The sequence below is a fragment of the Cryobacterium sp. CAN_C2 genome (assembly GCF_015751745.1).
GTDB lineage: Bacteria > Actinomycetota > Actinomycetes > Actinomycetales > Microbacteriaceae > Cryobacterium.
Map to the genome: position 1 here is coordinate 24,181 of NZ_JADOUX010000007.1, position 19,612 is coordinate 43,792.

Consider the following 19,612-nt stretch of genomic DNA (forward strand, 5'->3'; position numbering starts at 1 on the left):
TCTTGCATCCAACGGTAATCGCGAGAGGGCTTGTCTTCATGCAGGAATTGAAGGTTATTGGGGTTGAGAACGGTGCGTTGCTCGCAGCGTCCGAGGATGGCGATCGATATCGCATCGCCATCGACGAGGTTCTTCAGTCCCGGCTTCGTCAAACCCAGACGGAACGCGTCAACGCTCCCAAGGTGTCTCCGCGGGAAGTTCAGGCGCACATTCGCTCCGGGATGTCGGCTGAGGACGTCGCCGCGGTCACCGGGGCGTCGCTCGACTACGTGCGCCGCTTCGAGGGCCCGGTCGTGGCCGAGCGAGAATACATCGTCTCGTCGGCGTTGAGTGTTCCCGTGCACACTGCCATCGATCCCGACCCGATCGACGAAAACGTCAACTTTGGCAGCGTCATTCGGGAACGTCTCGCCTCAATCGGCGCGACCGGTGAACGCTGGGCAAGTTGGAAAGAGCCCGACGGCGGCTGGATCGTCAAGTTGTCGTTCACCGCCGACGAAATCGACCACGATGCCCGCTGGGGTTTCGAACCGAAAAAGAATTCCCTGTCGCCGGTCGGCAGCGAGGCGGTCGCGCTGTCGCAGCAGGGCGAGCTCAAGGGCTCGCTCATTCCGCGGCTGCGCGCGGTGGGCGCCGAGACGAGTGCTGCCGACGTGTCGCGTTTCGACAGCAACGCCTTCAACTTCAAGGAATCGCTCGCCGATGAAATTCTGAACGACACCAGCCCGAACCTTGAGGCCGTTCCCTACTCCCGCTCGCTGGGCCGGGACGATGCGGTGTCGAAGGCGGCGATCAAGCGCGCCGCTGAGCCGACCTCGAACATGAGCGAGACCGCCGACCTTCTGGAATCCTTGCGTCGTCGACGCGGTGAACGCGAGGCGACGTCAAGCGGGGATGCGATGGCGGCCAAGCCGACGGCATCCGCGTCAGCACAGCACCCCACGCAGACTCCCACGCACCATTCAGCGCAAGCGGCAACGCTCCAACCACGTCGGGCGACACCGACCGACGCCGCCGTCACCGACGACTCCAGTGCGGCGCCGGCCACCACTCCCGAGCCGACCGGCAACGCCTGGGCCAATCAGGCCGCCCGGGCGCAGGAACGCACCAACCACGGTCGTACCAACCACGCACGTACGACGCCCAAACGCGGCCGTGCCTCTATGCCGAGCTGGGACGAAATCGTGTTCGGTGCACGGACCGACGACGACCTCGGCTGACTAACCGGCCAGCCACGAGTAACGACGCTGGGGGCGGCCGGTCTGGCCGTAGCGCAGGCTGACGGTGGCCTGACCGGAATCGACGAAGTACTCGAGGTATTTGCGGGCCACCACCCGTGACAGGCCGAGCAGTTCGGCACACTCCGACGCGGCCAGGTCGAGTTCGCGGCTGGCCAGGGCGGTAGCGGCCAGCGCCGCCGTTTCCTTGCTCAGGCCCTTCGGCAGGGTGGAGACCGTTTCCGTGGCCGGTAGAGCGGATGCTCGTCCCAGCGCCTGGTCAAGATCACTCTGGCTGAGGTCACCACTGCGGCCCAGCAGTCGACGCCGTTCGGCGTACCCAACCAGCCGAACCTGCAGCTCGGTGATTTTGAACGGTTTGAGCAGATAGCTCACGATGCCGCCCTGCAGAGCCGCGGTGACCATCTCGGCTTCCCGTGCGGCGCTGAGCACGAGAAAGTCCACACCGAGCCCGGCCTCCCGCGCCCGGCGGATGACGTCGAGGCCGGTCATATCGGGCAAATACATGTCGAGAAGCACGAGGTGCGGGGCTTTGCCGGTAATCTGGGCGAGCGCGTCGGAACCGGTCGCCGCGACACCGACCGCGGTGAAGCCTGATTGCTGCGCCACAATGCGCTCGTGGGCGCGGGCCACCATGAAATCGTCATCCACGACGAGTACGTTACACATGGATCTGCTCCTCCTTCTCCTCGGCTGACCGGGCCGCGTCGATCGGGAGCACCGCCTCGAACACTGCACCGTTCTCGGCCCGGTAGCTCACCGATCCCCCGCGACGCGTCGCGACGAGGCGCACGATCGCGAGTCCGTAGCCGTGGGCGTCCTCCCCGGTCAGCGCCGACTTACTCGTCACACCGACCTCGAACACCCGGCCGATGAGCGCGGTATCGATGCCCGGCCCGGAATCACTCACCGTCACGCGCATGGCACCCTGGAGAGGCTGCACATCGAGGCGAACGCCGCGTTCCCCGGCTCCGGTAACGGCGTCGAGGGCATTGTCGACCAGGTTTCCGATCACCGTCACGAGGTCGGTTGAGAGGTCGGCATCGACCCGAGCCAGGGCCGATTCGGCCGAGAGCACGAGCGTCGCACCACGTTCGCGGGCGAGCGAGGTCTTTGCTATCACGAGCGCGGCCACCGCCGGCTCCTGCAGGCGGGTCAGAACCGAGTTGTCGAGCTCGGTGCGGTCACGCGTGACGGCGTCGACGTATTCCACCGCCGCGTCGGTGTCGCCGAGCTGCATGAGCATCGAAATGGTGTGCAGCCGGTTCGCGAACTCGTGGGTCTGGGCACGCAGGGTATCGGTGGCCTGCCGGCTGCTGCCGAGGTCACGCTGGAGCGTGACCAGTTCGGTGCGGTCGCGCAGGGTCGTCACAACCTCGGGCCGCGACCTGGGCGGGTGAATGAGCGTCTGGTTGAGCACGAGCAGCACCCCCCGGTTCACAAACACCGTATCGATCTCGCCAACGTCCTGTTGGCGCAGCGCCCGCACCGCCTCGTCATCGAGACCCACCGTATCGATCGCCCGGCCCTCCGCGTCAGCGGGCAGACCGAGCAGGCTGCGGGCGCTGTCATTGGCGAGCGTGATGAGACCATCGGCGTCGACGGCGATCACGCCCTCCCGGATTCCGTGGATCATGGCATCCCGATGCTCGACCAGCCGGCCGATCTGTTCCGGCTCCAGGCCGAGCGTCTGCCGTTTCACCCGCGCCGCCAACAGCAGCGACCCGGCCACGCCGAGCACCCCGGCCACCCCGACATAGGTGAGCAGGTTCGGCGCCGCGCTCGCGAGCAGTTCGGCCACGGCCGGAAACTGGCGGGCGGCCACAACCGAACCCACGACCTCCCCGGAGTTCGAGAGCACCGGCACCTGCGCGACCACGTAGTCCCTGGTACCGAGCGGGGCGACGCCGGCCCACGCGGCGTCGGACCCGTCAGGAGTGGGATCGATGGCCAGGCCGGTCGCGAGCAGCCGCGGATCGGCGGGTGAAGCGATGATACGGCCGGCAGCATCCGTCACGATCAGTTGGTCGACCCCGGTTGTCGTGCGGAGGGTCTCGACCGGAACGGAGAATTGCTGGGATACCGCCGTGCTGTCGAGCAGACTGCGCACGAGCGGGTTGGCGGCGGTGTACTCGGCGACCGTCAGCATGCGTCGCTGGGCGCCGCTTTCAAAGCTGCTGCGGGTCTGCTCCAGTGAAATGGCCGTGACGGCGAGGAGCACGAGGGCGATCAGGCTGAGTTGAAACAGCAGCAGTTGGCGGGTCAGGCTCAGACGGCTCGAACGGATGACCGACCCGCGTGGGCGCGGGATCAAAACCCCTCGGTCGTCTTTAGCCATAAGAGATAATCCCTCATCGTGGAGGTAAACCGAAATTGATGCGGGCAACCACAAGCTACAAAACGTTCACTAACGTCACAAGTTGTCTCAGGCCGGCCCAGCACGCAGGCTGATCCCGGCCAGCAAAGAGGCTCGCCAGAAATCGAAGAGGATTCAAGCATGCCAATCACAGCACGCACCATGCGCCCGCGCCGCAACATGGGCACCGTCGTTCTCGCCGGCGCCGTCGCACTCGCGCTCAGCGCCTGCGGAGTCACCAGCGCCAAGAACACCGAGGCTACCGACAGTGGTCCGATCCAAAAACTGCAGGTCATGATTCCCAACGCTCCGGGCAGCGGCTACGACGTTACCGGGCGCGCGGCGGTCAAGGTCATGGACGATCTGGACCTGGCCACCGGCACCGAGGTCACCAATCTGGCCGGCGCCGGTGGAACCGTGGGCCTGGCCCGTACCCTGACCGAAACCGGCAACGCCAACTTTCTGCTCATGATGGGGCTCGGCGTCGTCGGGGCCGCGTACACCAACGAGGGTGATGCCAAGGTCGCCGACGCGACCCCGATCGCCGGACTCATCGAAGAAGCCGGGGCCATCTTCGTCGCGGCCGACTCCCCCTACGAAACCATCGATGATCTCGTCGAGGCGTGGAAGGCTGACCCGGCCACCTTCGCCGTCGGCGGCGGCTCCTCGCCGGGCGGCCCGGACCACCTGCTGCCGATGCAGCTCGCCGATGCCGTCGGCATTGACCCCACGACTGTCAACTACGTCGCCTATGACGGCGGCGGTGAATTACTGCCGGCTATTCTCGGCGGCAAGTTGCAGTTCGGTGCCTCCGGCTACGGCGAGTTCCTCGAACAGATCAAGTCGGGAGACCTGCGCGTGCTCGCCGTCACGAGCGAGGAGCGCGTTCCCGTCATCGACGCCCCCACCCTGACCGAAGAGGGCATCGACCTCGTCTTCACCAACTGGCGAGGGCTCCTGGCCGCACCGGGCCTGACCGATGCCGAAATCGCCCGCCTCGTCGACGCCGTCACGGCCATGCACGACAGCCCCGAGTGGAAGCAGGTTCTCGAGGACAACAGTTGGACCGACGCCTTCATCACCGGCAACGACTTCAGCACCTTCCTCACCGAGCAGGACACCCGTGTGGCCGACGTACTGAAGACCCTGGGCCTGGTCTAATCATGACCGCCCCCAGCACAGTTCCGACTTCGGGGCTGCGCGCCCGCCTGCAGGGTCGCTCCGAGCTCGGCGTCGCCGCCCTGCTCGCCGTGATCGCGATTGTGATCGCGGTCGATACCGCGAACATCCGTCATACCGCCATCAACGCCGGCGTGATGGGACCGCAGGTCGTTCCCACGATCATTGCGATCGGCCTCGGCCTGTGTGCGATCGCCCTGGCGATCTCTGTGCTGCGGGGCGGCCACGCCGACGCCGAAGACGGCGAGGACATCGACCTCTCCCAGAAGGCCCACTGGCCGACCGTTTTCGGCCTCGGCGGCCTGATCCTCGTCTTCGCCCTCTCGATGGACTTTCTCGGCTTTGTCATCGGCAGCGCGCTGCTGTTCTTCGGATCCGCCCTGCTACTCGGCTCGAGGCGCTTGGTCTGGGCGCTCGTGATCGGTATTCTTCTCGCCGTCGGCACCTTCTATGGCTTCGTGTTGGGCCTCGGCATCAACCTGCCGGCCGGCCTCCTGACGGGAATTCTCTGATGGACAACGTCACCCTGCTGATGGAGGGGTTCAGCAACGCGCTGACCCTGCAGAACCTCCTGTTCGCCCTCATCGGCGTGCTGCTCGGCACCGCGGTCGGCGTGCTGCCCGGCATCGGCCCGGCCATGACCGTGGCCCTGCTGCTGCCACTGACCTACGCGCTCGACGTGACCGGGTCGCTCATCATGTTCGCCGGCATCTACTACGGCGGCATGTACGGCGGGTCGACGACCTCAATTCTGCTCAATACGCCCGGCGAATCCTCCTCGGTCGTGACGGCGCTCGAGGGCAACAAGATGGCCAAGGCCGGCCGCGGCGCTCAGGCACTCGCGACCGCCGCGATTGGCTCGTTCGTGGCCGGCACGCTCGCCACCGGCGCCCTGGTCTTCGTTGCCCCGTTCGTCGTGGCGATCGCGATCGGTCTCGGGGCCCCCTCGTACTTCGCGATGATGGTCTTCGCTTTCGTCGCGGTGAGCACCGTGCTCGGTGCAAGCCGCATTCGCGGACTCGCATCCCTGTTCATCGGCCTCACCATCGGACTCGTCGGCCTCGACGGCACGACCGGCCAGCCGCGGCTGACCTTTGGGCAGCCGCTGCTCTCCGGCGGCATTGACGTCGTCGTCATCGCCGTCGCCCTGTTCGCGGTCGGTGAGGCCCTGTGGATCGCCGCGCACCTGCGTCATGGCACGCCCGCGACGATCCCGGTCGGGGTGCCGTGGATGGGCAAGGACGATTGGAAGCGCTCCTGGAAGCCGTGGCTGCGCGGCACCGTCATCGGCTTTCCGTTTGGTGCCATCCCGGCCGGCGGCGCGGAGATTCCTACTTTCTTGTCCTATGTGGCTGAGAAGAAGCTGTCCAAGAATTCGGAACAGTTCGGCCATGGCGCCATCGAGGGCGTCGCCGGCCCGGAAGCAGCCAACAACGCCTCCGCTGCCGGAACCCTTGTGCCGTTGTTGACCCTCGGCCTGCCGACCACAGCGACCGCCGCCGTGATGATCGCCGCGTTCAACCAGTACGGCATCCACCCCGGACCGCTTCTGTTCCAGACCGAGCCTGTTCTGGTCTGGACGCTCATTGCGAGCCTGTTCATCGGCAATACGCTACTGCTCGCGCTCAACCTGCCGCTCGCACCGCTCTGGGCGAAGCTGCTGCGGATTCCCCGGCCGTATCTCTATGCGGGCATTCTGTTCTTCGCGACCCTCGGCGCCTACGCGGCGGGCATGCAGACCTTCAACATTGTGATCCTGCTGATTCTGGGCGCGCTCGGCTACATGGCCCGACGCTTCGGGTTTCCGGTGCTGCCGATCATCGTCGGGGCCATTCTCGGCCCGGAGATGGAACGCCAGCTGCGCCGCTCCCTGCAGATCAGTGCGGGCGACCCGGCGGCGTTGCTGAGTGAACCGCTCGCGGTTGTCGTGTACACCGTGATCGTGCTGTTCCTGGTCGTTCCGCCGGTCATCAAGGCGCTGCGTCGACGGTTCGGTCGTGGTGCGCCGCCCACGAGCGGGCCGTCCACCGACCAGTTCGACGCCTTCGGAACCCAGACCTCGGACGGAAGCGCCCGGGTGATTCAGGCGGTGCGCCAAGGTCGCCGCGGAAAGTAGCGCAGGCCGTCTTCAGACAGCGCGGGAGTCGGCATACTGGTGTCATGCCAGCTGTCGTCTCCCGCGCCGACGTCGTTCGCCTGCGCCTGCGGGCGCAGGGGCTGGCCGGGGTTCCGCTACCCGGTGCGGCGGCCGTCGCCGAGCGGATGCTCGCGGTGCAGGCCCAGGACTACCCGGCGGGTCAGTGGGCGCTCGGCGTGCGCTCCCCCGGCACGACACTTGCCGAGGTGCAGGCCCTCGTTGCGGCTGGCAAAATCGTGCGATCGTGGCCGATGCGTGGCACGCTGCATTTTGTTCCGGCCCGGGAACTGAGCTGGATGCAGGGCCTCACGACACCGCGGCTGCTTGCGAAAACACGCACGATCAACGAGCGGCTCGGCCTCGACCCGGCTGTGCTGGAACGGGCACGCGAGGCCGCGATCGCAGCGCTGACCGGTCAGAAACAGCTCAGCCGCGCCGAATTCATGGCCATCCTCCAGGCTGTGGGGCTGTCGACCGAGGGCCAGCGCGGCTACCACATGATCGCCCACCTCGCCCTCACCGGAACCCTGTGCTGGGGCCGACAGGTGGGCGCCCAGCAGGGGCTCGTGCTGCTCGACGAATGGGTGCCGAACCCGCGGCGGCTCGAGCGCGACGAGGCCCTCGGCGAGTTCGTGTACCGCTATTTCGTCGGCCACGGGCCAGCGACACTGGTCGACTTCGCCTGGTGGTCCCAGCTCACCGTCGCCGACGCTAAAACCGGTCTGGCCGTAGCGAGAACGAGGCTCACCGAGGTTCTGGTCGACGGTGTCCCCCACTTTCTTGCCGCTGATGCAGCGGATGCAGCGAGGACGGATGCGGGTGCTCGCGAGCACACGCCAGTGCTCGCGCTGCCCGGGTTCGATGAGTATCTGCTCGGCTACCGCGACCGCACGTGCGTGATCGCTGCCGAGGAGCTCATCCGGGTCGTGCCCGGGCTGAACGGAATCTTTCTTCCCCTCGTTGTCATGAACGGCCGCATCGTCGGAACCTGGCGCAAGAAGATTGCGGTGTCGGGGCTCACCGCCGTGGCCTCGCTGTTCGACGAACCGACCACGGCGGCCGCCCGGACTCGGGCCGAGCGAACGCAGCGGGGCTTCGGCCGCGCTCTCAAGGACTACGCCCGGTTTCTCGGCGTGCCATATCAGTCGGCGCCGGCATCCGTTTGACGGAGCCTTCCACGGGTTAGCCTTGACCAGTGAAACTTACCTCGGCCCTGCGCATCTCCAAACGGCTCCCGGTGCTGCAGGTTGTGAAAATGGCCGTCGCCGTCGGCCTGGCTTGGGTCGCCTCCCAGCTGCTGCTGCCCAACGACCTGCCCATTTTTGCCGCGATCGCGGCCCTGCTCGTGGTGCAGCCGAGCGTCAATCAGACCCTGGGCCGCGCGATCGAACGCACCGCGGGCGTCATCGGCGGTGTCGTCATCGCTTCGACGATCGGCTTCTTCCTCGGCCAGTCCAGCTGGGTCGTGCTCGGTACGATCGTGGTGAGCATCCTCGTCGCGTGGGCGCTCCGCCTGTCAACGGTCTCGGCCAGCCAGATTCCGATCAGCGCTATGCTCGTACTCGCCCTCGGCGCGACGACGCCCGGGTACGCCCTCGATCGCATCTTTGAGACGTTCATCGGGGCGGGGATCGCTCTGGTCATCAATGCGCTCATCGTTCCCCCGGTGCTGATTGCGCCCGCGCGCGACGCCGTCGGTCTCCTGGCACGCGAGTTGGCCGACACCTTTGACCGCATCGCCCAGGCGCTGCGCACACCGCAGACCCCGATCGACCTGATGGAATTGATGATCAAGGCGCGACTGCTGCGCCCCATGCTCGCGTCGGCCGAGAAGGCCATCGCGCAGGCGGAGGAGAGCCTCATGCTCAACCCGCGCAAGGCCAGGCTCCGTGTGGCGCTCGACGCCGATCAGGAGATGATCGAGCGGCTACCGACGCTCGTGACCCGCGCCATCGGCATGACCCGGGCCCTGCACGATCACTACGACGAGTCCCTACAGCTCGAGCCGAGCGTTCAGGCGTTCTCCCGGGAGCTGGCTCGCGCGGCCCACGACCTCAAATTGCTCGCCCGCGCGGAGGGTGACCTCACGGTCGTTCCGGAGCAGCCGGCACCCGACGTGCTCGCCCTGACCGCGCCGCTGCGCATCGTGACACCGCACCCGGACCACTGGATTCTGATCGGCTCGCTCATGGAAGACCTGCGCCGGGTGCGCGAGGAGATCGTCGGCGACCGCGCCTGAGCGGCAGTGAAAATCTGAAGGGCACAGAGAATCTGAAGGGCACAGAGAATCTGAAGGTACAGAAGAACGGATGCACCGCGCTGGACTCGCGCGGTGCATCCGTTCTTGAAGTGAAACGGTTTAGAGCACCTTCGACAGGAAGTCCTGGGTGCGTTCCTGTTGCGGGTTGCCGAACAGTTCGGCCGGGGTGCCCTCTTCGACGATGACGCCGTCGGCCATGAAGATGACCCGGTCGGCGACCTCACGTGCGAAACCCATCTCGTGGGTGACGACAACCATGGTCATCCCCTCGGCGGCGAGGTCACGGATGACCTGCAGCACTTCGCCGACCATCTCCGGGTCGAGCGCACTCGTGGCCTCGTCGAAGAGCATGATGTCGGGATTCACGGCGAGGGAACGGGCGATGGCGACGCGCTGCTTCTGGCCGCCGGAGAGCTGGGCGGGGCGGGCGTTCGCTTTGTCGGCGAGGCCCACCCGGTCGAGCAGTTTCAGGGCGGTGGCGCGGGCATTGGCTGCGGATTCTTTTTTCAGCTCGAGCGGGGCCAGCATGATGTTCTGCAGCACCGTCATGTGCGGAAACAGGTTGAAGTGCTGAAACACCATGCCGATGTGCTGGCGCACCTCGTTGAGGTTGACCGTCTTGTCGCTGAGGTCGAATCCGTCGACGATGACCGTGCCGGCGCTGAGCTCGTCGAGCTTGTTCAGGCAGCGCAGAAAGGTTGACTTGCCCGAACCGGACGGGCCGATGACACAGACAACCTCGCCCTCGGTGATCTCGACGTCAAGGCCCTTGAGCACCTCGTTGGCGCCGAACGACTTGCGCAGTCCGGAGACGCTGATCTTGCTCATTTGTTGAACCTCTTGTCGAGCTTGTTGGAGAGCATGGTGAGCAGATTGATGACGATGAAGTACAGCGCCGCGACGATCAGCAGGGTTTCACCGGTGCGAAAGTTCGCGGCGTAAATCTGCTGGCCCTGATAGGTGAGCTCGGCGAAGCCGATCACGGCCAGGAGCGAGGTGTCCTTGAGCGTCATCACGAACTGGTTGATGAACGACGGCGTCATGATCTTCACGGCCTGCGGCAGCACGACGCGGCGCATGGTCGTGACGTAGCCGAGTCCGAGGCTGCGCCCGGCCTCGGTCTGCCCGGGGTCTACCGACTGGATTCCGCCGCGCACGATCTCGGTCATGTAGGCGCCGGCGTTGAGGCTCAGGGTGAGCACACCGGCGGTGAGCACGTCGATGGACTGCCCGGTGAGTTGCGGCAGGCCGAAGTAGAAGAAGAACGCCTGCACCAGCAGCGGGGTGCCGCGGAAGATGCTGACGTAGATACTCGCCAACCCGCGCAGCACGCGGCTTTCGGACACCTTGAAGAACCCGAACAGCACGCCGAGCACGAGGGCGATCAGAATTGACAGGCCGGTCGCGAGCAACGTCAGCCCGAGGCCCTTCATCAGGGCCGGCAGGCTGTCGGTCAGCAGACCGAAGAAACCGGATGCCGCGGCGGGCGCCGGCTGCTCGAGATACTTATCGAGAATCGTTTGGTATTTGCCGCTGCTTTTCAGCTCGGCCAGGCCGGTGTTGAAGGCGGCGACGAGTTCGGGGTTCTGGCCCTTGTTGACGGCGAAGCCGTAGGAGCTGCCCCGTTCCTTCTCGGTGACCGACTTGAGCCCATTGTTCTGGTTGATGCCGTAGGCAAGCACCGGGTAGTCATCGAACACCGCGACGGAGTTGCCGGCCTTGACGTCGTCGTACATCGTGGCCGAGTCGGCGAGGGCCTTGACGGTGAAGTCGTACTCGTCCTTGATCGAGTTGGCGAAGGTTTCGCCCTCACTGCCACGCTTGGCGACAACGGTTTCGCCGGCCAGATCGGCGTAGCCGGTGATCTGGGTGTTGCTGTCGGCGACGGCCATCTGCACGCCGGAGTCGAAGTACGGGTCGGAGAAGTCGAAAACCAGCTTGCGCTCGTCGGTGATCGACATGCCGGCGATGACCCCGTCGACCTGGTTGGACTGCAACGCCTGCAGCGCCGCGTCGAAGCCGAGCGACTTGATCTCCACGGTGAAGCCCTGGCTCGCGGCGATGTCGCGAATCAAGTCCATGTCGATGCCGGTGAGTTCACCGTCTTCGCGGTACTCAAACGGTGCAAAGGTCGTGTCGGTTCCGATGACGTACGTCTCACCAGCGACCGCGGACACCGGGTTGGTCTGGGATTGGCTCGCGGCTGCGGCGCTGACGCCCACGAATCCGCCGCCGAGGGCCAGCAGCGCCGTAACGGCCACTGTGAGCTTTCCCGCTCGGAAAATATTGAGTTTTAGCAAAATGAAACCATTTCTTATCGTGCGATTCGTGTCGTGCGACCTGCTCGGTCTGTCAGCCAGAGGGTTGTGTCGCGCCGATCGACGCTGATCTACCGGGTAGCGGATGATGCACACCCCGCCGAAAGAGCCTACCTTGGGGTGCACGCCGCAAATGCGACCACGCCAGCCACAGGGAAGAGACCTTATGGAAACCAGCGCCACCGACGTGCACGCGTGCATCGAAGCGGTCGCGAACCCGACCCGGAGGCGCGATGCCCTCACCTTGCTGCAGATCATGGCCCGGGTCACGGGCGAGGAGCCACGCATGTGGGGGTCCTCAATCATCGGATTCGGACAGTACCACTACACGTATGCGAGTGGTCGAGAAGGAGATGCGGGGGCCGCTGGATTCTCACCGCGCAAGGCCGCACTGACGGTGTATTTTCCCGATGGAGTCGGTGCCTATGCGTCCCAGCTCGAACGCCTCGGGCCGCACACGACCGGCGTCGCCTGCCTCTATCTCAAGGACCTCACCACAATCGACCTGGCACTGCTCGAAAGCATGATCGCCATGTCGTATCGCACGGTGACCACCGGCGAGGCATTTGGGCACCGTGCAGCGGAATCACAGGGTGACCGGCCGACCGAATAGGCGCCGCCACGTGAGGGTGCTGTTACGAGACGACGCCGCTAGGAGACGACCGCAGCGTGCGCATCGGTCCAGAGTCCGTTGAGAACCGCCGCGGCCGGACCGGTTCGCGCCGCGCGAAACCCGGTGCCGGCCCAGAGGGCGAGCCCGTCGGGGTCGCCGCGACGGGCGGCATCCGCTCGAAGCCCCTTGGTGAGGTGATGCACCTGCGGATACTCGTGGGGGACTCTCGTATCGTGGGCGGTGATAAAGGCATTGCGAAGGCCGCGCGCCGGGCGGCCAGAGAAGGCCCGGGTAATGACGGTTTCGGCGAAGCGCGGGTCAACGAGTGCCTCCTGGTGGGCCGAGTTCGCGCCCGACTCCACGGTGCGCAAAAAGGCCGTGCCGAGCTGCACCGCCTCGGCGCCTGCAGCGAGGAGCGAGGCGATCTGCCCGCCCGAGTGGATGCCGCCCGCCGCGATGAGCGGCAGCGTCACCACCTCGCGAATCGCGATCAACAGTGCCCCCAATGCCAGCGTGCCCGGCTCTCCGTGCGTCGTGAAGGTTGCCCGGTGCCCGCCGGCCTCCGGCCCCTGCACGCAGAGTGCGTCGACGCCACGATCGACCGCTTGCTGGGCTTCTGCAATCGAGGTGACCGTGGCGATCAGGAACGACCCGGCCGCGTGCATCCGCTGCGCAACGTCTAACGGTGGCAGGCCGAACGTGAACGACACTACGGGCACCCGATGCGCAATGACGATGGCCGTCTTCTCCACGAACCAGTCGTCATCCTCGTCCGCGATCTCCCCGAGCGAAGCTCCATATTCTCGTTCCAGCGCATAGCGGTAGGCCTCGACGGCGGCCGGGTCGGTCAGGGCCGGCTGCGGAATGAACAGATTGACGCCGAACGCCCGCTCGGTGCGCTGCTGCACATCGGCGATCTGCTCAATCAGGGCCTGGGGAGTCTTGTAACCGCCGGCCAGAAAGCCGAGACCTCCCGCGTCGCTCACGGTGACCGCGAGGTTCGGAGTTGACGCGCCGCCGGCCATTGGTGCCGCAATGATCGGAATCTCAAGCTCGTTCAGGGTGAACACGGGGATCTCCTCGATTGGTTGCCGCGCCGTCCTATCGACTGGAACGACGATCTACATTCTGCGTATGCGCCCGCCAGCAACGCCACCACCGTTCTACTCAACCACAACAAAAACTACAAGTGCGCACCGTGAGGCCCCGCAAAGGCCATCCGTCCACTTGATCGCCAATCCCCCGACACGCCCTTCAAACGAGACAGGACCCCACCGCAGTGGGGCCCCGTCGAAAAGCTACTGGTTACGCGTTGAGCGCGGCCTGCAGTTCGAGCGTGATCGTGACCTTGTCGCCGAGCAGCATGCCACCGGTTTCGAGGGCGGCGTTGTAGGTGAGGCCGAAGTCTTCGCGGGTAACCTCGGTCTTGGCCGTGGCACCGAACTTGTAGTTGCCGGAGGGGTCTCCGCCAAAGCCGCCGAACTCGAGCTCGAAGGTGGCCGGCTTGGTGACGCCCTTGATGGTTATATTGCCGTCGACGAGGTACTCGCCCTTGACTTCGCGCACACCCGTCGACGCGAAGTCGATGGTCGGGTAGGTCTCGGCGTCGAAGAAGTCGCCGGTGCGCAGGTGACCGTCGCGGCTGAGCTCATTGGTGTTGATCGAGACGACCTTGGCGGAGGCGGTGACGCTTGTCTCAAGCGGGTTCTCGCCGGTCACGAAGGTGGCGTCGAAGTCATCGAAGGTGCCCTTGACCTTGCTGATGACGATGTGGCGAATGCTGAAGCCCACTGAACTGTGGGTCTTGTCGATGGTCCAGGTTCCGGCCTTGTAGCCCGGGATGCTCGTTGCGGTGGTCTCGCTCATAAAGTTCTCCTCAAGTGTGTGGGCCCAGGAATTGTCGCCCTCAGATACATGCAAGTGCATAGAAGGCGGTGTTATTCCGCAAAAGACAACTGTTCATCTCCCCTATTCGCGCATTCAGACACCGGCCCAAACTCAGGCCGACCGAATAGGATCGGGTATTGCGAGGTTCTGCGTGTTTATTCGGAGGTAGCTGTGAGTGCACGACGTTCGAGCGCACGCACACCGAGCACGTCCGCACCGAGCATGCAGGGGGTCGCCGGCGAGGGGATCCTCATCGCAGCCGGAGGCCGCGCCATCCTGCTGCAGCTGGCCAATCCGGCCATCGGACACGGCGTCGCCGACCACAGCCATTTCGCGCTGCGACCCCTCGACCGACTGAACGGCACCCTCAGCTATGTCTACGCGATCGTCTTCGGCGACGCCCACCTGGCCGCGACGGTCGCCCAACGAGTCAACCAGGCGCACGGTCCCGTGCATTCCACCGGCACGACCCCCGAGTACAACGCGTTCACCCCCGAACTGCAGCTGTGGGTCGCCGCGACCTTATACGAATCGGCCACGTACCTGCACGGCCTGCTCTACGGCCCCCTCGACGACGAAACGGCCGATGACGTTTACCGCGAGTACTCCCGTCTGGGCACGTCCCTGCAGGTACCGCCGGATCTCTGGCCGGCCGATCGCGCCGCGTTCCGCCGCTATTGGAACGAGCAGCTGACGCTCCTCACAACGGATGACGCCACTCGCGCCGTCGCGCACGACCTGTTGCACTCGCGCACCGCGCCGCTCTGGTATCGCGCCGCCCTGCCCCTGGCCCGCCTGATGACCGCCGGCCTGCTGCCCTCGCATGTTCGGGTGCTGTTCGATTTACCCTGGTCGGCGCGGCACCAGCGGCGCTTTGATTTGGTACTCGGCGGCATCCGGCTGACTTATCCGCGCCTGCCGCGAGCACTGCGACACTGGCCGAAGAATCATTACCTGCGCGTGCTGCACGCTTCCGCGCCGGCGCCGGTAGTGTGAGAGACCAATGACGCAGCCGCAGACTCCCCACCCCGGACTCGACAGCACTGATCGCCAGATCATCGCCGGGCTCAGCCGCGACGCCCGACTGTCGATGCGCCAGCTGGCCCTGCAGGTGCACATCTCACGCACCGCCGCACACACCCGGGTGCAGAAATTGATCCGCCACGGCGTCATCACCGGGTTCGGCGCACAGACCGACCGGAAGGCGCTCGGACTCAACGTATCGGCACTCGTCGTCGTGAAGATCAGCGACGTGGCCTGGGGTGAGATCGCCGCGCAGCTGGCTCAACTGCCCTTCGTGGAGAAGGCCCAGGCCGTGAGCGGCGACATCGACATTATTCTCACGGTGAGCGCTCCCGACCACGAGCAGCTCAGCCAGGCCATTCTGCGCGATATCCACACCATGCCTGGGGTGATCTCCACGCGATCGCACCTCATCCTCGACGAGATCATCGGGCACGCACCGGGTGCCACTCCGGACGCCTGGTACTGATTCACGGTGTATGAATGCCAATTGGCCCCCGTCTGGCATCTGGTCCGCCAATCGTTCACAACTGCGAAAATGTGCCGCCACGGCCCCGAAAAGGGCGCACCATTGGGTTATGAGTCTCAATGTCGAGAGCACGCCGCTGACAGCCGTGCTGGCACCCCCACCCCTTCGTTTGATCGATGACACCGGTCGCGCGGTTGCCGAAAGCGAGAGCGGCGGCTTCACTCTGCCAAGCGTCCCGACGCTGCTCGGTCTCTACCGTCAGATGGTCATCGCCCGCCGTTTCGACGTGCAGGTCACCGCCCTCACCCGGCAGGGGCGCCTCGCCACCTACCCGTCGGCGCTCGGTCAGGAGGCCTGCGAGATCGCCGCCGTCGCCGCACTCGCCCCGCAGGACTGGCTGTTTCCGACCTACCGCGACAGCATCGCGCTGCTCACCCGGGGCGTCGAGCCGAAGGATATCCTCGCCTCGTTCCGCGGCGACTGGCACAGCGGCTACGACTATCACCAGCACCGCATCGCCCCGCAGGCCACACCGCTCGCCACCCAGGCGCTGCACGCCGTCGGCCTCGCCACCGCGTCGAAGCTCAAGCGCGACGACACCGTGGCACTCACCCTGCTCGGCGACGGCGCCACGAGCGAGGGCGACGCCCACGAGGCGTTCAACTTCGCGGCCGTCTGGCAGGCTCCGGTCGTCTTTGTCGTGCAGAACAACCAATTCGCGATCAGCGTGCCGCTCGACAAGCAGATGGCCTGCCGCACCATCGCCGACAAGGCAATCGGCTACGGCATGCCCGGCTATTACGTCGACGGCAACGACGTCGCCGCAATGTATGCCGTCATCGCGGCGGCCATGGACCGTGCCCGCAGCGGCAACGGCCCCACCCTGATCGAGGGCCTCACCTACCGCATCGAGGCACACACCAACTCGGATGACCCCACCCGCTACCGCAAGACCGCCGACGTTGATCTGTGGCGCAGCCGCGACCCGATCGAACGCCTGGAAAAGTACCTCGTCGCGCAGGGCGCGCTCTCCGAGGAGGTGCGCGCCGAGATTATGGCGGCCGCCGAGAAACTCGCCACGACAACCCGCGACTGCATGACCGAGCAGGCAGTCATCGATCCGCTCGAACTGTTCGAGCACGTCTATTCCACCCCGCGGGCCGCCCTGGCCGAGCAGCGTGCCTTTCTGGCGGCCGAACTCGACGGCGATGCCGCGGCATCCGCTGTCATCAGCGAAGAGGGCACCCGATGAGCCCCCAGCAGAGTCTGGAGACCGGCACCGCCGTGCGCGCGCCAGAAAACCTGACCATGGCCGCGGCGCTCAACGCGGCCATTCGCGACGCGATGGTCGATGATCCTTCCGTCGTTTTGTTCGGCGAAGACGTCGGACCGCTCGGCGGCGTGTTTCGGGTCACCGACGGGCTCTACGCAGAATTCGGGGAGACCCGGGTGAGCGACTCCCCGCTGGCCGAGGCCGGCATTGTGGGGACCGCGATCGGCATGGCCATGTACGGCCTGCGCCCGGTCGTGGAGATGCAGTTCGACGCGTTCAGCTATCCGGCGTTTCAGCAGATCGTGTCGCACGTGGCAAAGATGCGCAATCGCACGCGCGGCAAGATTCCGCTGCCGATCGTCATTCGCATTCCCTACGCCGGTGACATCGGCGGGGTCGAGCACCACTCCGATTCCTCCGAGGCGTACTGGACGGCGACGCCCGGACTCACCGTGGTGAGCCCGTCGAACCCGGCCGACGCCTACTCCATGCTGCGTGAGGCCATTGCGAGCGACGACCCGGTTATCTTCATGGAGCCGAAGAGCCGCTACTGGAGCAAGGCTTCCCTCGCCCTGCCGGTGCAGACCGAGCCGCTGAACCGGGCGGTCGTGCTGCGGGAAGGCACCGATGTCACGCTCATCGCCTACGGGCCGACCGTTAAAACGGCCCTGGCCACGGCCGAGCAGGCCACGGCCGAGGGGCTCTCGATCGAGGTCATCGACCTGCGCAGCCTGTCTCCGTTTGATGACGAGACGGTGGGGGCATCCGTTCGCAAGACCGGTCGGGCCGCCATCGTGCACGAGGCCGCGCAGTTCGGCGGCTACGGCGCCGAGGTGGCCGCCCGCCTGACCGAGCGCAACTTCTTCTACCTGGCCGCACCCATTCTGCGCATCACCGGCTTCGACATTCCGTATCCGTCGCCCAAGCTCGAGGAGTATTTCTTGCCGACCCCCGACCGCATACTCGCCGCACTGTCGACCTGGGAGTGGTCCTGATGAGCCGCGAGTTTCTGTTGCCCGACCTCGGCGAGGGCCTGACCGAGGCCGAGATTGTGGCCTGGCTGGTTGCTCCCGGCGACACGATCGTCATCGACCAGGCCGTGGTTGAGGTCGAATCGGCCAAGTCGATCGTGGAGCTGCCCTCGCCCTACGGCGGTGTCGTGGCGAGCCTGTTCGGTGAACCCGGGCAGGTCATTCACGCCGGCCAGGTGCTGCTGACCGTCGTGGATGCGTCGGCCAGCGTGGCTCCGGCCGTGGCTCCGACCGTGGCTCCGGCCGCTGCCGCACCGTCCGAGGGTTCTGGAGCGGTACTTGTCGGGTACGGCACCACCGAGAGCGCTCGACCGGCCAGACGGGTAGCCGCCGGGCGCTTCGGCGGCGCGCTCACTCCGAGCGTTCTCGTCTCCCCGGCAGCGGATACCCCGGTTCGGCCCGTGCCGACGCCCATTGAGGCCCAGCCGGAGGCCGAGCCGGAGGCCGAGGCTCCGGCATCTGCTTCGACGGTCATTCTCGACCCGGCCCGCCGCTCCCCCGTCGTGTCGCCGATCGTGCGCCGACTCGCGCGCGCCCACGGCTTCGATGCGAGCATGCTGGCCGGCAGCGGTCAGAACGCACTGGTGCTGCGCAGCGACGTCGAGGAGTACATTCAGACGCGCACGGATTCGGAATCGGTTGCACCGGTCGGAGCTCTGCCTTCCCCTCAGGCGCCGCGATCCACCAGTGCATCCGCCACGCACGCTGTCGATGAGAACGTCGATATCCGCATCCCAATCTCCGGGCTGCGCAAGGTGGTCTCCCAGCGGCTGACGACGTCGCGACGGGAGATTCCCGAGGCGACGATCTGGCTCGATGTCGACGCGACCGCCCTGTTCGCGGCCCGCGATCAGCTGTTGCAGGCGACCGGCGAGCGGTTCAGCGTGACGGCGCTCATCGCGCGCTTCGTCGTGGCCGGTTTGCGCCAATATCCGCAGCTCAACTCCTCGGTCGACACTGCCAGCCAGGAGATTCTGCAGCACAATGCCGTGAATCTCGGCATTGCGGCGCAGACCTCGCGCGGGTTGATGGTGCCCGTCATCCACGGCGCGCATGCCATGAGCACACGAACGTTGCGCGATTCCCTCGCGGAGCTCGTGGCTCGATCGCCCGACGGCACGTTTGCGCCGAGCGCGCTCACCGGTGGAACCTTCACCCTGAACAATTTCGGGTCGCTCGGCGTCGACGGTTCGGCGGCGATCATCAACCACCCCGAGGCGGCGATCCTCGGAGTCGGGCGCATGATCGAGCGGCCCTGGGTGGTCAATCACGAACTCGCGGTGCGCACGGTCGTGGAGCTGTCGATGGTGTTCGATCACCGGGTCTGCGACGGCGGAACCGCCGCCGGTTTCCTCACCTATGTGGCCCGCTGCATCGAAAACCCGGTGAGCCTGCTCGCCGACCTGTAGGACCGCCCGACCATAGTAGGAGAACACCTCCGTACGAGGCGGGGATGTGAAGGTGTTTCTGTCCTCGATGGCGTGGGGATGTCACGAGGATTATCGGGATATGCCGCCTTAAGGTGCTGTCAGAAAAGGCGTCAGAAAGGGTGTCAGGGGGGTGTCAGAGGTGGTGTCGGATGCCCGCAGTGGCGTTTCGGGCAGCCAGCTGATTACGAAGCGCGGCGACGCGCACACTGGTGTGGTCGCATCCGGAGCATTTGAGTATGTAGACGGGAAGCGAGTTGCGCTCGGCGTGAGCCGGATTCGGGCTCAGCCGGGCTTGGGAACGGCAGAAGGGGCAAGTGAGTGTCATGCGATCTCCGAGCGTGCCATTGTTTGGGACACGCTTGTAGTGTGCTCCGTAGCCGGGCGGTGAAAACAGGGCC

General features: G+C 65.9%; 18 protein-coding genes. 12 read left to right on the plus strand and 6 right to left on the minus strand.

From position 1 onward, the window contains the following. The first annotated feature begins 38 nt into the window (after positions 1 to 38). A complete protein-coding gene (sepH, locus tag IWX77_RS07545; protein ID WP_196843913.1) occupies positions 39 to 1,220 on the plus strand; it encodes a septation protein SepH in 1,182 nt (393 codons plus the stop codon). Here sepH and IWX77_RS07550 read toward each other — a convergent pair whose 3' ends face one another. Then, positions 1,221 to 1,907: a response regulator gene (locus tag IWX77_RS07550; protein WP_196843914.1), complete on the minus strand. Its 687-nt coding sequence runs from the start codon at positions 1,905 to 1,907 to the stop codon at positions 1,221 to 1,223. It abuts the gene before it with no gap. Continuing rightward, positions 1,900 to 3,576, minus strand: a complete 1,677-nt coding sequence (locus IWX77_RS07555; RefSeq protein ID WP_196843915.1) for a sensor histidine kinase — start codon at positions 3,574 to 3,576, stop codon at positions 1,900 to 1,902. Before IWX77_RS07555 ends, IWX77_RS07550 begins: the two co-directional genes overlap by 8 nt. Before the next feature lie 180 nt (positions 3,577 to 3,756). On the opposite strand from IWX77_RS07555, the gene IWX77_RS07560 reads away from it, so the two are divergent. From IWX77_RS07560 to IWX77_RS07580, 5 genes are read left to right on the plus strand one after another with little or no spacing between them, the layout of a single operon-like run. Then, complete coding sequence (locus IWX77_RS07560) at positions 3,757 to 4,755, plus strand: tripartite tricarboxylate transporter substrate-binding protein (protein ID WP_196844006.1); 999 nt, start codon at positions 3,757 to 3,759, stop codon at positions 4,753 to 4,755. A gap of 2 nt (positions 4,756 to 4,757) precedes the next feature. Continuing rightward, positions 4,758 to 5,285, plus strand: a complete 528-nt coding sequence (locus IWX77_RS07565; RefSeq protein ID WP_196843916.1) for a tripartite tricarboxylate transporter TctB family protein — start codon at positions 4,758 to 4,760, stop codon at positions 5,283 to 5,285. Beyond that, the gene (locus IWX77_RS07570; protein ID WP_196843917.1) at positions 5,285 to 6,889 is read left to right on the plus strand and encodes a tripartite tricarboxylate transporter permease; all 1,605 of its coding nucleotides are present in this window, start codon (positions 5,285 to 5,287) and stop codon (positions 6,887 to 6,889) included. Before IWX77_RS07565 ends, IWX77_RS07570 begins: the two co-directional genes overlap by 1 nt. 44 nt (positions 6,890 to 6,933) lie before the next feature. After that, positions 6,934 to 8,076, plus strand: a complete 1,143-nt coding sequence (locus tag IWX77_RS07575; protein WP_196843918.1) for a winged helix DNA-binding domain-containing protein — start codon at positions 6,934 to 6,936, stop codon at positions 8,074 to 8,076. A gap of 29 nt (positions 8,077 to 8,105) precedes the next feature. Continuing rightward, a complete protein-coding gene (locus IWX77_RS07580; RefSeq protein ID WP_196843919.1) occupies positions 8,106 to 9,149 on the plus strand; it encodes an FUSC family protein in 1,044 nt (347 codons plus the stop codon). A 120-nt stretch (positions 9,150 to 9,269) separates the two neighbouring features. Here IWX77_RS07580 and IWX77_RS07585 read toward each other — a convergent pair whose 3' ends face one another. Then, positions 9,270 to 9,998 carry an amino acid ABC transporter ATP-binding protein gene (locus IWX77_RS07585; RefSeq protein ID WP_196843920.1) on the minus strand — a complete coding sequence of 243 codons (729 nt, stop codon included), beginning with the start codon at positions 9,996 to 9,998 and terminating at the stop codon, positions 9,270 to 9,272. Further along, on the minus strand, positions 9,995 to 11,431 hold the full coding sequence (locus tag IWX77_RS07590) for an amino acid ABC transporter substrate-binding protein/permease (RefSeq protein WP_297413823.1): 1,437 nt from the start codon (positions 11,429 to 11,431) through the stop codon (positions 9,995 to 9,997). The genes IWX77_RS07585 and IWX77_RS07590 overlap by 4 nt, the downstream gene beginning before the upstream one ends. A 223-nt stretch (positions 11,432 to 11,654) precedes the next feature. Here IWX77_RS07590 and IWX77_RS07595 point away from each other — a divergent pair, with 223 nt between their 5' ends. Beyond that, positions 11,655 to 12,101: a DUF1801 domain-containing protein gene (locus IWX77_RS07595; protein WP_196843922.1), complete on the plus strand. Its 447-nt coding sequence runs from the start codon at positions 11,655 to 11,657 to the stop codon at positions 12,099 to 12,101. A 38-nt stretch (positions 12,102 to 12,139) separates the two neighbouring features. Here the strand turns inward: IWX77_RS07595 and IWX77_RS07600 are convergent, their stop codons facing one another. Together IWX77_RS07600 and IWX77_RS07605 are read right to left on the minus strand one after the other, a co-directional pair. Beyond that, positions 12,140 to 13,171: an NAD(P)H-dependent flavin oxidoreductase gene (locus IWX77_RS07600; protein WP_327012124.1), complete on the minus strand. Its 1,032-nt coding sequence runs from the start codon at positions 13,169 to 13,171 to the stop codon at positions 12,140 to 12,142. Positions 13,172 to 13,406: 235 nt separating this feature from the next. Beyond that, the gene (locus IWX77_RS07605; protein ID WP_196843923.1) at positions 13,407 to 13,967 is read right to left on the minus strand and encodes a YceI family protein; all 561 of its coding nucleotides are present in this window, start codon (positions 13,965 to 13,967) and stop codon (positions 13,407 to 13,409) included. Between the two features lie 192 nt (positions 13,968 to 14,159). On the opposite strand from IWX77_RS07605, the gene IWX77_RS07610 reads away from it, so the two are divergent. From IWX77_RS07610 to IWX77_RS07630, 5 genes are all read left to right on the plus strand, one after another. Next, the gene (locus tag IWX77_RS07610; protein ID WP_297413817.1) at positions 14,160 to 14,984 is read left to right on the plus strand and encodes an oxygenase MpaB family protein; all 825 of its coding nucleotides are present in this window, start codon (positions 14,160 to 14,162) and stop codon (positions 14,982 to 14,984) included. 7 nt (positions 14,985 to 14,991) lie between these two features. Continuing rightward, positions 14,992 to 15,480: an Lrp/AsnC family transcriptional regulator gene (locus IWX77_RS07615; protein ID WP_196843924.1), complete on the plus strand. Its 489-nt coding sequence runs from the start codon at positions 14,992 to 14,994 to the stop codon at positions 15,478 to 15,480. A 109-nt stretch (positions 15,481 to 15,589) separates the two neighbouring features. Continuing rightward, a complete protein-coding gene (gene pdhA, locus IWX77_RS07620; RefSeq protein ID WP_196843925.1) occupies positions 15,590 to 16,732 on the plus strand; it encodes a pyruvate dehydrogenase (acetyl-transferring) E1 component subunit alpha in 1,143 nt (380 codons plus the stop codon). Continuing rightward, positions 16,729 to 17,748: an alpha-ketoacid dehydrogenase subunit beta gene (locus IWX77_RS07625; RefSeq protein ID WP_196843926.1), complete on the plus strand. Its 1,020-nt coding sequence runs from the start codon at positions 16,729 to 16,731 to the stop codon at positions 17,746 to 17,748. Before pdhA ends, IWX77_RS07625 begins: the two co-directional genes overlap by 4 nt. After that, positions 17,748 to 19,193 (plus strand): dihydrolipoamide acetyltransferase family protein, encoded by a 1,446-nt coding sequence (locus IWX77_RS07630; protein ID WP_196843927.1) that lies wholly within the window; start codon positions 17,748 to 17,750, stop codon positions 19,191 to 19,193. The genes IWX77_RS07625 and IWX77_RS07630 overlap by 1 nt, the downstream gene beginning before the upstream one ends. The last annotated feature ends 419 nt before the right edge of the window (positions 19,194 to 19,612 follow it).

Excerpts from the sequence above, each read along its gene's own strand:
- pdhA (WP_196843925.1), top strand. The coding sequence starts at position 15,590 with ATGAGTCTCAATGTCGAGAGCACGCCGCTGACAGCCGTGCTGGCACCC.
- IWX77_RS07560 (WP_196844006.1), top strand. The coding sequence starts at position 3,757 with ATGCGCCCGCGCCGCAACATGGGCACCGTCGTTCTCGCCGGCGCCGTC.
- IWX77_RS07630 (WP_196843927.1), top strand. The coding sequence starts at position 17,748 with ATGAGCCGCGAGTTTCTGTTGCCCGACCTCGGCGAGGGCCTGACCGAG.
- IWX77_RS07585 (WP_196843920.1), bottom strand. The coding sequence starts at position 9,998 with ATGAGCAAGATCAGCGTCTCCGGACTGCGCAAGTCGTTCGGCGCCAAC.
- IWX77_RS07570 (WP_196843917.1), top strand. The coding sequence starts at position 5,285 with ATGGACAACGTCACCCTGCTGATGGAGGGGTTCAGCAACGCGCTGACC.
- IWX77_RS07555 (WP_196843915.1), bottom strand. The coding sequence starts at position 3,576 with ATGGCTAAAGACGACCGAGGGGTTTTGATCCCGCGCCCACGCGGGTCG.
- IWX77_RS07565 (WP_196843916.1), top strand. The coding sequence starts at position 4,758 with ATGACCGCCCCCAGCACAGTTCCGACTTCGGGGCTGCGCGCCCGCCTG.
- IWX77_RS07550 (WP_196843914.1), bottom strand. The coding sequence starts at position 1,907 with ATGTGTAACGTACTCGTCGTGGATGACGATTTCATGGTGGCCCGCGCC.
- sepH (WP_196843913.1), top strand. The coding sequence starts at position 39 with ATGCAGGAATTGAAGGTTATTGGGGTTGAGAACGGTGCGTTGCTCGCA.
- IWX77_RS07615 (WP_196843924.1), top strand. The coding sequence starts at position 14,992 with ATGACGCAGCCGCAGACTCCCCACCCCGGACTCGACAGCACTGATCGC.
- IWX77_RS07625 (WP_196843926.1), top strand. The coding sequence starts at position 16,729 with ATGAGCCCCCAGCAGAGTCTGGAGACCGGCACCGCCGTGCGCGCGCCA.
- IWX77_RS07595 (WP_196843922.1), top strand. The coding sequence starts at position 11,655 with ATGGAAACCAGCGCCACCGACGTGCACGCGTGCATCGAAGCGGTCGCG.
- IWX77_RS07605 (WP_196843923.1), bottom strand. The coding sequence starts at position 13,967 with ATGAGCGAGACCACCGCAACGAGCATCCCGGGCTACAAGGCCGGAACC.
- IWX77_RS07575 (WP_196843918.1), top strand. The coding sequence starts at position 6,934 with ATGCCAGCTGTCGTCTCCCGCGCCGACGTCGTTCGCCTGCGCCTGCGG.